The organism is Rhodococcoides fascians A25f (genome assembly GCF_000760935.2).
GTDB lineage: Bacteria > Actinomycetota > Actinomycetes > Mycobacteriales > Mycobacteriaceae > Rhodococcoides.
Window position 1 is genome coordinate 2656226 of the sequence record NZ_CP049744.1, and the last position, 12249, is coordinate 2668474.

The following is a 12249-nucleotide window of genomic DNA, read 5'->3' on the forward strand; positions in this document are numbered from 1 at the left end:
GGAACTTGTCGGTGGTCGCGTCTACGCTTGTGCAATGGCGTTTGCATCCGAACATCCCGTTGTCGCGCACTCCGAACACCGTCCGGTGGGCGCGATCGAGCGCACCGGACCGGCGTTCGAGGTCGTCAGCGAACACGTGCCGGCCGGTGATCAGCCGACCGCCATCGCCGAGCTCGAACGGCGGATCAAGGCGGACGAGAAGGACGTCGTGCTTCTCGGTGCCACGGGTACCGGTAAATCGGCCACCACGGCCTGGCTCATCGAGAAGCTGCAGCGCCCCACCCTGGTGATGGCACCGAACAAGACTCTGGCTGCACAGTTGGCGAACGAGCTGCGAGACATGTTGCCCAACAACGCAGTCGAGTACTTCGTGTCGTACTACGACTACTACCAGCCCGAGGCGTACATCGCGCAGACCGACACCTACATCGAGAAGGACTCGTCCATCAACGACGACGTCGAGCGGCTACGGCACTCGGCCACGGCATCTCTGCTCTCGCGACGCGACGTGGTCGTGGTGGCCTCTGTGTCGTGCATCTACGGCCTCGGCACGCCTCAGTCGTACGTCGACCGGTCGATCGAGCTGGAGGTCAATGTCGAAGTTCAGCGTGATGCACTGCTCAGGCTGCTGGTGGACGTGCAGTACACCCGCAACGACATGGCTTTCACTCGTGGATCGTTCCGGGTTCGCGGCGATACCGTCGAGATCATTCCGTCCTACGAGGAACTGGCGATTCGCATCGAGTTCTTCGGCGACGAGATCGAAGCGCTCTACTACCTGCATCCGCTGACCGGGGACATCGTCCGACAGGTCGATTCGGTACGCATCTTCCCGGCCACTCACTACGTCGCCGGGCCCGAGCGCATGGAACGAGCCGTCAAGGACATCGAGGCCGAACTCGAAGCCCGTCTGGCGGAGCTGGAGGGCAAGGGGAAGCTGCTCGAGGCGCAACGGTTGCGGATGCGGACGCAATACGACCTGGAGATGATCAAACAGGTCGGGTTCTGCTCGGGAATCGAGAACTACTCACGCCACATCGACGGCCGAGGGGCCGGCACCGCACCGGCGACGTTGATCGACTACTTCCCCGAGGACTTCTTGCTCGTGATCGACGAGTCGCACGTGACCGTGCCGCAGATCGGTGCGATGTACGAGGGTGACATGTCGCGTAAGCGAAACCTGGTCGATTTCGGGTTCCGCCTCCCGTCGGCGACCGACAACCGTCCTTTGACGTGGGAAGAGTTCACGCAGCGGATCGGCCAGACGGTCTACCTCTCCGCCACCCCGGGAAAGTACGAGCTGGGTCAGACCGGAGGGGAATTCGTCGAGCAGGTCATCAGGCCCACCGGACTGGTCGATCCCCAGGTGGTCATCAAGCCGACCAAGGGCCAGATCGACGACCTGGTGCACCAGATCCGGGAGCGCGCAGAGAAGGACGAGCGCGTGCTGGTGACCACTCTGACCAAGAAGATGTCGGAGGATCTCACCGACTACCTTCTCGAACTGGGCATTCGCGTGCGTTACCTGCATTCCGATATCGACACGCTGCGCCGAGTCGAGCTGCTCCGGCAACTTCGACTCGGAGAGTACGACGTTCTTGTGGGAATCAACCTGCTGCGTGAGGGCCTGGACCTACCGGAAGTGTCCCTCGTGGCGATTCTCGACGCCGACAAGGAAGGCTTCCTCCGTAGCGGCACGAGCCTCATCCAGACCATCGGTCGTGCCGCCCGAAATGTGTCCGGCGAAGTGCACATGTACGCCGACAAGATGACGGACTCGATGACCTATGCGATCGAGGAAACCGAACGTCGACGCGAGAAGCAGATCGCGTACAACAAGGAGCGGGGTGTCGATCCGCAGCCGCTGCGCAAGAAGATCGCAGACATCCTCGATCAGGTCTATCAGGAAGCCGAGGACACCGACAACGTCGTCGAGATCGGCGGGTCCGGTCGCAACGCCAGCCGGGGCCGACGCGCGCAGGGCGAAGCAGGGCGGTCGGTCAGCTCCGGGGTCTACGAGGGGCAGGACGTCTCGTCGATGCCGCGTGCAGAACTGGCCGATCTGATCAAGAACATGACCGACCAGATGATGAACGCTGCCCGCGAGTTGAAGTTCGAGCTCGCGGGACGCCTACGAGACGAGATTCAGGATCTGAAGAAGGAACTGCGCGGGATGGATGCGGCCGGGCTCAAATAGGGCGGGCCGGCGACGCGAGTGGAGCCTGCGGAATGAGCCGTAAGCGTCGCGATACGGTTCAGCGATGGACGCAACCACCGCCGGCCGCACCTCTCGCGCGCTCGAACTGATTCACTCGATGACCTATTTCCTTCCGGAGACACAGGATGCTCTGGTCGCGGCGGGGTTGCCGCCGCGGGCGTGCTATTTCGCGGGTCGGGCAGCGCCTCTGGGACGGGTCGGCGCAGGTGTCGTCACCGCCACGTTCTACAACTTCAACCGTGAACTGGTGGCACCGCTGATCCCGGCCGCCTGGGACATCGCGTCACCCGACGAGATCATGGCCATCCGGTACGCGACTCTCGACGCTGCCTTCGGCCGACTGCTCGGCCCCGAGGTTCTGACGTCCGCGGACATGGCCGAGGCTGCCGACCTGGCATCGATCGCAGCCCGTGGAATCCCCGGCGACGACGGTCGACCCCTGTACGCGGCATACGCCGAGCTCGACTGGCCCACTGCGCCGCATCTGGTGCTGTGGCATGCCCTGACCCTGATCCGCGAATACCGCGGCGACGGTCACATTGCGGCGCTGCAGACGGCGGGCCTGAGCGGTCTCGAAGCGCTGATCACCCACACCGCCACCGGCTACGGCTTCGAGAAGGAGTTCGCGCGTAAGCGTCGCGGTTGGTCGACCGAGCAGTGGGACGGCGCGGTCGCATCTTTGGCCGACCGAGAACTGCTCTCGTCCGACGGTGCCCTGACTCAGGACGGCAAAGATCTCCGCACGTTGGTCGAGGACATCACCAACGACCTCGCTGTTGCGCCGTGGGCCGCCCTCGGCGAGGACGGCGCAGCTCGGCTGGTCTCGCTCGCGACGCCGTGGCGTGAGTCGATCGTCGGCCAGGGCGTCATTCCCGACGGCGTCTTCGGACCGGCGATCAAGAAGAAGTAGGCCGCCTCAGCTGGTGATGTCCTTGGTCGCGAAACGTCGCCACGCGATCGACCCGAACACGGCGGCGTACGTGATGGCCGAGAACGATCCCACCACCATGTCGTTCCAGTCGATGCTCGTTCCGAACGCATCGATCCACGAATTGGCGTAGTGCCCGGGTAGATAGTTGCGAAGTGATCCCAGTGCGGTGATCTGATCGAGAATCTGCATCAGAATCGACGTCATCACCGCGCCGCCGACGGCCCCGAGCGGGGCGTCGGTGAGCACCGACAGCAGCATCGCCAGGCCGGCCACCCACAGCAGGTTGATGCCGATGTAGGCGACTGCGATCAGTAACCGCACCAGCGAGGTTCCGTACGACAGACCCTCACCCAGTGGGGTGATGAGCGACTCTGCGCCGTACATCACGGTGCCGATCAACAGCGAAACGCCGACAAGCACGACGATCGCCGCACTCGACAACGTGGCCGACACCAGTGCCTTCTGCGTCAGCAGTCGACTCCGAGGTACCGGGATGGCCAGCAGGTACCGCAGACTCGACCACGAAGCTTCGCTTGCCACCGAGTCGCCGAAGAACAGCGCCACCACGACGATCAGCAGGAACCCCACGGACATGAACAGAGCGAAGACCGTGAAGTTCATGCCTCCGCGAGTTCCGAGTTCGATCAGTCCACCGGCGTCCGAGTCGGCACTCGAGCTGCCGACGGTGAAGGCGATCGCAAGAATCACCGGGAGCAGGGCAAGAAATCCGATGGCCAACTGAGTGCGACGGCGTCCCAGCTGCCTGCGTAACTCGGTACGGAAGGGCAAGGTACTGCCGCCGGTGTAACCGGCAGCGCGCCCGTCGGCGTGTGCGGTGCTCATGAGCGATCCTTGCTGGTGTCGAACCCGGGGGTGTCTCGGTGGACCAGGTCGAGGAACACATCCTCGAGGCGGGTCGATTGGGAGAAGCCGCGCACCGAGACGCCCGCGGTGACGAGTTCTCTGATGACTACGGCGGAGTCGGCGTCGGTCAGGTCGACGGTGACCGTTCCGTCGTCGACGATCACCGCGCCGTCGTGGCCGGAGGCGTCGAGCACCGACCGCGCGCGGGTGGCGTCGTCGACCCTGATCTCCGTTTGCCCGCCCGCTGCGGTCAGTTCGCGGACCGTGCCGGAACTGATCACCGATCCGCGGTTCATGACGACCACATGTGTGCAGGTCTGTTCGACCTCGGCGAGTAGATGGCTCGACACCAACACCGTTCTCCCGGTCTTCGCGTAGTTGATCAGCACGTCGCGCATCGTCCTGATCTGCGGTGGGTCGAGTCCGTTGGTCGGTTCGTCCAGGACCATCAGATCCGGCAGCCCCAGCATGGCCTGGGCGATGGCCAGCCGCTGCCGCATGCCTTGGCTGTACGACTTGACCTTGCGTTCGATTGCGGCGCCGAGGTCGGCGATCTCCAGTGCCTCTTCCAGGTGGGCGTCCTCGATCGGCCGCCCGGTTGCCTCCCAGTACAACCGTAGGTTCTGAGTTCCGGTCAGGTGGGGAAGGAATCCTGATCCCTCGACGAACGAGCCGAGTCTGGACAGCACCGGCGCGCCCGGCGTCACCTTGTGGCCGAAGACGCGGATGTCACCGCCGGTGGGAGTGATCAGGCCCATCAGCATCCGCAGGGTGGTGGTCTTTCCGGCACCGTTTGGCCCGAGGAGACCCAGAACCTGGCCCTGCTTGACCTCGAAGCTCACGCCGTCGACCGCGCGGAAGCCGTTGGAGTACGTCTTGGCCAGATCGGTGATCACCAGCGGAGTGTCGATCAGACTCTCGTCCACTTCGGCGACCGCGCGGCGTCTGGTCCGCACGACTCCGGCCACGATCGCACCAGCGACCGCGAGCAGGACGACCCCGATGCCGATCAGCGGTCCCACCGGAACGGTGCTGTTGGCGCTCTCCTCTGCGGGGACGGTGGGCAACGCAATGGTGTTGTCGGTCATGGCCACGCTGAACTGGGCCGGTTCGAGCGGAACGGCGTAGGCCTGATCCGTGGTGGAAATGCTCAGTTCGAGGTGATGACCCTGCTGGACGGTGTAGCTGATGCCAGGCAGCGCAACGGTGACATCGACGGGATCGATGCCCTCGGTGTCGGGGAGGCGGATCGCCGAGACCGCACCGCCGGGAAGTGTTCTCGTGCCGTTCGGTGCAACGTCGTAGAGCTTCGCGAACAGAACGGCTTGACCCGGTGAGGCCAGTGACGCCACCCGTAGGTTCACTCGAGGTGCACCGGTGATCGTCACGGACGAATCGACGGGATCGCTGGTGAACGTTGCCGACTGGCCCGGCAGGTCCGCGGTCAGGGCTGCTCCGGCCCCGGTCGATCCGAGAGTCGAGAGCACCGAGCCCAAACCGGGTACCGACGAGATCGCCGACGGCGACGCTCCGGGCGGACGGATGATCGACTGGTTCTCCGCCTTGGGAGTGAACGTGACGGCTTCGGTCCGGGTGGCGTCGGAGTCGGCCGCCAGTCCCGGGTAGTCGGGAGCGGTCATCCGGCGGTTGCGGTCGCCGCCGCGCTCGTCGGCTGCCCGCTGAGTGGAGTAGACGAACGGCTGGCCACCGGTGGCAGTGTCGTTGTTACGCAACGTCGTGTCGAAGAAGTCGGCGATGGCCCGATCGCTCGTGCCGTCCGTTCCGCCGGCGTCGTGGCCGCCGTCGAACCATCGCACGGTGACGTTCCCACCGGCTGCCGCGATCTGACGCGCCGTCGCGTCGGCCTGATCCAGGCCGAACAGTGTGTCCTGGGTGCCCTGCACCAGCAGAGTCGGTGCGGTGATGTTCGACGCCACCGCGACGGGTGAGTGTGCGGTCAGCAGATCGAGGAGCTGTTGGCTGGGGATTCCTGTCACCGCGGATTGGGCGTAGGCGTCGCAGAACTCGGGTGAGAACCTGCCGCATGCAGACGCGCCCTCGCCGGTCCCCGATGTTTCGGCCCCTGCATCACCGCCGTCGCCGGGCGGCGTGCTCGATGCGCCCGCTCCGAAGAACACACCGGCCCAGCCACGCTTGAGCACGCCGGGTCCGCCGTACTCCGCCGCGGCGGGAGTGGTCGTGTCGCCGAGGGCTTCTCGGCCCTCGGTCGAGGTGACGCCGTAGTTAGGGAACAGGGCCTGACCCAGGTCGTTCCAGGTGATCGCGGCGGCGATGGAATCGATGCGGGGGTCGGTGCCGCCTGCACTCAGTGCCAGCGCGCCGCCGTACGAACCACCGGCGACTCCTATGTGCGGGTCGCCGGGAGCGTCGAGTTCCACCTCCGGTTGTTCGGCGAGCCAGTCGATGAGTCCGCGAGCGTCGGCGACCTCGCGGTCGGGGTCGTTGATCGAGATCGAACCCGTGCTGTCGCCGAACCCGCGTGCGCTGTAGGCGAGGACGGTGTACCCGCGAGCCGCTAGGTCGCGTGCCTCACCGTCGACCGAGTCCTTGCTGCCGCCGAAACCGTGGGCGAGGAGCACCGTCGGCGCGGGTGTGACAGCCGGGGCGTAGAGCCGCGCGTCGATGTCGACGGTGCCCGTCGAGTCGGGGCTGTCCGGTAGCGTGATGCGCGCATCACGAGTGGATGTGTCGGCGCTCGAATCCTGGGGGAGGAGTACGAATGCGAGAGCGGCTACCGCTAGAACTGCAATCACAGCGGCACCGACAGTCATGGCCCGTCTCGACAGTGGCGGGCGGGGAATCGGCATGCAAACCAATGTATGTGAGTGGCGCGGATCGTGTTGTTCCCCAAGTTCACGTGCCGATCGGCCGGTTCCGGCTAATGTCAGCGAATCAGTCTCCGGACCACGTCATTCGGTCCTGTGACTTGCACCAATCGAGATCGACCAGAAGTGTCACATCTGTGTGTGACCGACAAATGGAGGAATGAATGAGCGCCTACCGCACCGTCGTCGTCGGGACCGATGGCTCCGAATCGTCACTGCGGGCAGTGGAGAAGGCCGCGGCTCTGGCGGGAGACGCCGATGCCACCCTGGTGATCGCCTGCGCGTACTACCCGGCCGATCCCAAGGACACGTCCGCTGCCGCCGACGCATTGCGCGAGGACGCCTACCAGATCACCGGATCGGCACCGACGCGTGAAATTCTGCGCACTGCGCGCGAGCATGCCACCAAGGCCGGTGCGAAGAACATCGAGGAGAAGGCGATCGTCGGTGCTCCCGTCGAGTCGCTGCTGGCACTCGTGGACGAGGTGAAGGGCGATCTGCTCGTCGTCGGCAACCGCGGCCTGAACTCGTTGACCGGGCGCCTGTTGGGTTCGGTTCCGTCGGACGCTGCTCGCAAGTCCACCTGCGATGTCCTGATCGTGCATACCGTCCGCTGATTTCACCCTGCGCACGCCTTTCGGCCCGCTCCATCGAATCGACGGAGCGGGCCGTTGGTGTGTGCAGGTCTCTAGGCTTCCGGCTCGAACGGCTGCAGCGCCGAGAGTTCCTTCGGTAGCGGGTCGACGTGCACCACGCCGAGTCGCTGGGTGGCTCGGGTGAGTGCCACGTAGAGGTCGTTCATTCCCTTCGGCGACTCGGCCACGATGGCACTCGGCTCGACGATGAGAACCGAGTCGAACTCGAGCCCTTTCGCGTCCTTGACCGACGACACGGTCACCACGTCCGAAGCCAGATGTCGGAAGTCGGAGACGCGTCCGGCTGGAACGAGCACTGCGCTCAGTCCAGGTCGTGGGTGCTCTGCGACCCGCTTCTCCACTGCGGTGAACAGGTCCGCCTCCAGCACTTGTAGCGCCCACGGTGTCACGCCGGTGCTGCGGATGGACCGGGGCTCGGACTGCTCCGGATCGATCGCGGCCAGCACGTCGTGCGCCACCACCATGATCTCCGACGGCGTCCGGTAGTTGACCGTCAGTTCGGTCCGCTTCCAGCGCTGTGCCACATACGGTTCGAGTACTGAACTCCAGGAGGACGTTCCGGCGGGATCACCGGTCTGCGCAGTATCGCCCACCAGGGTCATCCACCGATTCGGTATGCGCCGCATCACCATTCGCCACGCCATGGTCGACAGTTCCTGAGCCTCGTCGACGATAACGTGCCCGTATGTCCAGGTCCGGTCGCCGGCTGCCCGTTCGGCGGTGGTGAGGCGTTGACCCGAATTCTGCCGTCGCGCAAGCTGATCGGCGTCGATCAAGTCGTAGGCCATCAGGATCTCCGGATCGAGTTCGTCCTCGAGGTCCTGTGGTGCCGAACCGGTCAGGATGTCCAGTGCGCCCTGGGCGTCGGCGATCTGGCCGCGCCACTGACGTTGTGCCTGCTCACGTTCGGCCGCATCGTCCACGCCGAGCAACTCGGCCAGCTCGTCGAGCAGGGGAGCGTCGGCGGCGGAGAAACCCCGGCCCCGACGGCTCAGCGAGTCGCGCTCTTCCGCATCCAGTTCCGGTGCGGCCGAGGCGATCTTCTCGGGCGAAGCAAACAGGTCGTGGAGAACCTGTTGGGGAGACAGATCCGGCCACAGCTCGTCGACAGCGGCCATGACGTCCTGGTCTTCGCGCATCTCGTCGCGCATGTCCGCGATGTCGTCGGCGCTGAGCAGGCTGGATCCGTCGACCAGGTTCTGGCCCAGCTTCGCTGCCAGTTGGTTGGCCAGTTGATCGATCACCGAGGACACGAACAGTGGCCGAGCGAGGTTGTGCGGTCGCCGCGACGAGCGAGCGCGTCCGCGAGCTCGGGTGACGATCTTGCGGTCGAGCGTGATGTCGTAGGTGTCGAATTTCAGCCGCCTCGGTTGCGCGGGAACTTCCTGCCGGTCGCGTACCGCTCGGGTCAGCACGTCGACCATCGACAGTCTGCCCTTGATCTCGGTGGCCAGGGCCGAATCCTCTCGTTGCGCACGGACTCCCGGGTAGAGGTCGCCGATCGTGGACAACAGCACACCGGTTTCGCCGAGCGAGGGCAGCACCTGTCCGATGTAGTCGAGGAACGTGGCGTTGGGTCCGATGATGAGCACGCCGCTCTTACCCAGCTGCTGGCGGTAGGTGTAGAGCAGATACGCGGCGCGGTGCAACGCGACGGCCGTCTTGCCGGTGCCCGGTCCGCCTTGAACGACCAGCACACTGCGATGCTGCGACCGGATGATCGCGTCCTGTTCGCTCTGGATCGTTTCGACGATGTCGTTCATCTGGCCGGTACGCGCAGCATCCAGAGCCGAGAGCAGCGCACCTTCGCTTGCGACGCCGCCTGCGACGGCAGCATCGCTCGACGATCGAGCCGAGTTCAGATCCAGGAATTCGTCGGCGATCGACGTCACGCGGCGGCCGCGGGTACGAATGTGCCTGCGCCGCAACACGTTTTCCGGTGCGGCCGGTGTCGCCAGATAGAACGGCCGGGCCATCGGTGCTCGCCAGTCCAGCAGCAGTGTTTCGTAGTCGTTCTTGTCGTCGAGGATTCCGACGCGGCCGATGTAGCGTTCGGGACGATCGTCGACCTTGGGGTCGAGAGAATCCGGATCGAGGTCGATACGTCCGAAGCACAGTCCGTTCTCTGCGGCGTCGTACTTGGCGATGTCCTCGGTGTACATCTGGTTGAACGATTCGCGTTCGCTTCGGGCCTGTGGTGTTCCACCGGTCTCCAACAGCACGGCCCGCAATCGGTTCGCCGCGTATTCGCGCAGCGCGTCGAGCTGCGTGTACAGCCTCGTCAGATGCGCTTGCTCGAGGTCTTCTTCGATCGGTATGTCGGAACCGCTCGATGTGTGGCCGTCGTCCGGCAAAGGGTCTCCTCGGGGATTCGGCCGAGGCGAAGATATCGCCTCGAAATCAGCCAGAGCAGTCTACGCCGCACAACGGCCCTGCCGCAGAACCTCGAGTTCCGGGGCAGGGCCGCTGTGCACGAGCGTGCGCTCGTTGTGTCCGCGAGGACTACTTGGCGTACTGCTGAATCTTCTTGTCCAGATTCTTCTGAGCCTTGGCGACTCGCTTTTCGAGCTTGGCGCGGGCCTGCTCGGTGACCTTCTCCAGCTCCTTGCTCTGCTTTTCGGCGCGCTTGCGAGCGCGCTTGCCGAGTGTCTCCACGCGATCGGACGCCAGATCGGCCCACGTGACTCCGCGCTTCTGAGCCTCGTCGGCGAGGACGGAGCCCTTCTCAGCGGCCAGATCGGCGAGCTTGGATGCCCGCTTCTGCGCGACGTCGGCCAGTTCGACGCGACGATCCGCGGCTACGTCGACGAGCTTCGACCCACGCTTCTGCGCGAGTTCGGCCAGGTCGGTTCCGCGGTGCGCTGCCTTGTCGGCGAGCTTGGACCCGCGCTTCTGGGCCTCGTCGGCCAAGTCGCTGCCGCGGTCGGCGGCGAGCTCGGCGAGCTTGGACCCGCGCTTCTGTGCTTCCTCGGCCAGTTCGGAGCCCTTGTCGGCTGCGATATGAGCCCAGCGGCTCAGTGCCGGCTGAGCAACCTCGGCCAACTCCGAGCCCTTATCGGTAGCGATGTCCGCGAGCTTGGCCAACTTGGGCTGGGCGGCGTCGGCGAACTTGGCCAGCTTCGGCTGGGCAGCCTCGGCGAGATCGGCGCTGCGGCTCGCGGCGACGGCTGCGATTTCCTTGACGCGCTCACCGGTCTCGTGGGTGGAGTGCCCCGGCAGTGCCGAGACGACGGTCTCCTGCGCGCGGCGTGCTGCCCGCTTGCTGCGCCATGCGACGGACGGCTTGCCCTCGGTGTCGACGGCCGCGATGAGCAGTCCGCCGAGGAGGCTCAGGTTCTTGAAGAAGTGGATGCGCTGCGCAGCCTTGGTCTCCGGGTCGGTCTCGTTCCAGAAGGCGTGACCCGCCAGCGTCGTCGGAACGAGGCTTCCGGCCAGTGCGATCGATGCGATGCGTGGTGCCTTGCCGGTCGCCAACAGAATGCCGCCCGCAACCTGAATGCCGCCGTTGATGCGAACCAGCGTCTCCGGGTCCTCGGGCACATTCGCGGTGACCTCGTTCGGCAGCGCGTCCTTGCCCTGCTCGATCAGCGGAGCGGCAACCTTGGCCTTGCCACTGGGGTTACGGAGTGCGTCGACGCCCCCGGCGATGAAGATCGTAGACATCAACGGACGGGCGATACGGCGGACCAGCATTGACAGCCTCCTGCGTAGTTTCTCGTGTCATCGGCGTTAGGACATCGCACAGCGGTCGGGGAAACCTACCGGGGTGCGTCCTTTTGTCACACTATTCATACCCCGTGTTCGACGGTCTCAAGCGCGCCGATCGTCACCAGCCCCGTTCGCGCCATTCGGCCAGGTGAGGGCGCTCGGCACCGAGTGTGGTGTCCTTTCCGTGGCCCGGGTAGACCACGGTGTCGTCGCCGAAACGGTCGAACAACTTTGCCGTCACGTCGTCGAGAAGGTGGGTGAAGTCCTCCGGGCTTCCAGTTTTTCCGACGCCCCCGGGGAAGAGTGAATCTCCGGTGAAGAGATGGGTGCGGGTGCCGTCCGTATCGGTCAGCGCGAGTGCGATGGAACCGGGGGTGTGTCCGGTCAGGTGCACCACGTCGAACGTGAGCTCGCCCACCGTCACCGTGTCCCGATCGGCGAGCAGGCGGTCCGGAGCGACGGGCAGCGGCTCGGCATCGAGTGCGTGAGCGGCCGTCGGTGACTCCGTGCCACCGGCGATGTCCGCCAGCGCCTGCCAGTGGTCGGCGTGCTGATGCGTCGTCACGATGAGCGAGAGCGTCGGTGCGTTCTCGTCGATGAGCAGCGAAATGCGTTCGGCCTCGTTGGCGGCGTCGATCAGCACCGAATGACCCGTTGCGGAACAGACGACCAAGTAGGTGTTGTTGTCCATGGGGCCGACCGACATCTTCGTGATCGTCGCGCCGGGAATCGTGCGCCGCTGCGGCTGCGAACCCTGAGAGACGACGCCGGTGTAGTTGTCGTCGATGACCATGAGGTGCTCGTCCATTTCGAGGACGCTACCGTCGGCGGCCCGACGAGGGGCGTCGGGGTCGTGCACGTGGAAAAGTGTGTCGGTGCCTGGATCTACCATTGCTACTGCGTGAGGTTCGTCCCTCACCAAGACAGGTTTTCGACGTGGGGTCGTCGGTTACACGACGTGTAACCGGTGCATCGGCACCACACGTCATCATGCGACTCGACAGTTGCGCAGTGCTGCGTCGAGCA

General features: G+C 65.1%; 8 protein-coding genes. 3 read left to right on the plus strand and 5 right to left on the minus strand.

The features are described from left to right. The first annotated feature begins 34 nt into the window (after window positions 1-34). The gene (gene uvrB, locus BH93_RS12680) at window positions 35-2197 is read left to right on the plus strand and encodes an excinuclease ABC subunit UvrB (RefSeq protein ID WP_032378966.1); all 2163 of its coding nucleotides are present in this window, start codon (window positions 35-37) and stop codon (window positions 2195-2197) included. 64 nt (window positions 2198-2261) lie between these two features. Continuing rightward, window positions 2262-3128 (plus strand): SCO6745 family protein, encoded by an 867-nt coding sequence (locus tag BH93_RS12685; RefSeq protein WP_032378965.1) that lies wholly within the window; start codon window positions 2262-2264, stop codon window positions 3126-3128. Window positions 3129-3134: 6 nt separating this feature from the next. On the opposite strand, the gene BH93_RS12690 is transcribed toward BH93_RS12685, so the two are convergent. Both BH93_RS12690 and BH93_RS12695 read right to left on the minus strand, forming a co-directional pair. Beyond that, a complete protein-coding gene (locus tag BH93_RS12690; RefSeq protein ID WP_037177595.1) occupies window positions 3135-3992 on the minus strand; it encodes an ABC transporter permease in 858 nt (285 codons plus the stop codon). After that, window positions 3989-6841, minus strand: a complete 2853-nt coding sequence (locus tag BH93_RS12695; protein ID WP_037177597.1) for an alpha/beta fold hydrolase — start codon at window positions 6839-6841, stop codon at window positions 3989-3991. Before BH93_RS12695 ends, BH93_RS12690 begins: the two co-directional genes overlap by 4 nt. Before the next feature lie 182 nt (window positions 6842-7023). Here BH93_RS12695 and BH93_RS12700 point away from each other — a divergent pair, with 182 nt between their 5' ends. Continuing rightward, window positions 7024-7476 carry a universal stress protein gene (locus BH93_RS12700; RefSeq protein WP_032378962.1) on the plus strand — a complete coding sequence of 151 codons (453 nt, stop codon included), beginning with the start codon at window positions 7024-7026 and terminating at the stop codon, window positions 7474-7476. Window positions 7477-7547: 71 nt separating this feature from the next. Here the strand turns inward: BH93_RS12700 and BH93_RS12705 are convergent, their stop codons facing one another. From BH93_RS12705 to BH93_RS12715, 3 genes are all read right to left on the minus strand, one after another. Further along, window positions 7548-9869 carry a HelD family protein gene (locus BH93_RS12705; RefSeq protein ID WP_037177606.1) on the minus strand — a complete coding sequence of 774 codons (2322 nt, stop codon included), beginning with the start codon at window positions 9867-9869 and terminating at the stop codon, window positions 7548-7550. A gap of 148 nt (window positions 9870-10017) precedes the next feature. Continuing rightward, window positions 10018-11208 (minus strand): DoxX family protein, encoded by a 1191-nt coding sequence (locus BH93_RS12710; RefSeq protein ID WP_032378960.1) that lies wholly within the window; start codon window positions 11206-11208, stop codon window positions 10018-10020. 133 nt (window positions 11209-11341) lie between these two features. Then, on the minus strand, window positions 11342-12031 hold the full coding sequence (locus BH93_RS12715; protein WP_032404076.1) for an MBL fold metallo-hydrolase: 690 nt from the start codon (window positions 12029-12031) through the stop codon (window positions 11342-11344). Window positions 12032-12249 lie beyond the last annotated feature (218 nt).

Bases quoted from the DNA above. Each gene is read 5' to 3' on its own strand.
- BH93_RS12715 (WP_032404076.1), bottom strand. From the start codon at position 12,031: ATGGACGAGCACCTCATGGTCATCGACGACAACTACACCGGCGTCGTC.
- uvrB (WP_032378966.1), top strand. From the start codon at position 35: ATGGCGTTTGCATCCGAACATCCCGTTGTCGCGCACTCCGAACACCGT.
- BH93_RS12695 (WP_037177597.1), bottom strand. From the start codon at position 6,841: ATGCCGATTCCCCGCCCGCCACTGTCGAGACGGGCCATGACTGTCGGT.
- BH93_RS12685 (WP_032378965.1), top strand. From the start codon at position 2,262: ATGGACGCAACCACCGCCGGCCGCACCTCTCGCGCGCTCGAACTGATT.
- BH93_RS12690 (WP_037177595.1), bottom strand. From the start codon at position 3,992: ATGAGCACCGCACACGCCGACGGGCGCGCTGCCGGTTACACCGGCGGC.
- BH93_RS12700 (WP_032378962.1), top strand. From the start codon at position 7,024: ATGAGCGCCTACCGCACCGTCGTCGTCGGGACCGATGGCTCCGAATCG.
- BH93_RS12710 (WP_032378960.1), bottom strand. From the start codon at position 11,208: ATGCTGGTCCGCCGTATCGCCCGTCCGTTGATGTCTACGATCTTCATC.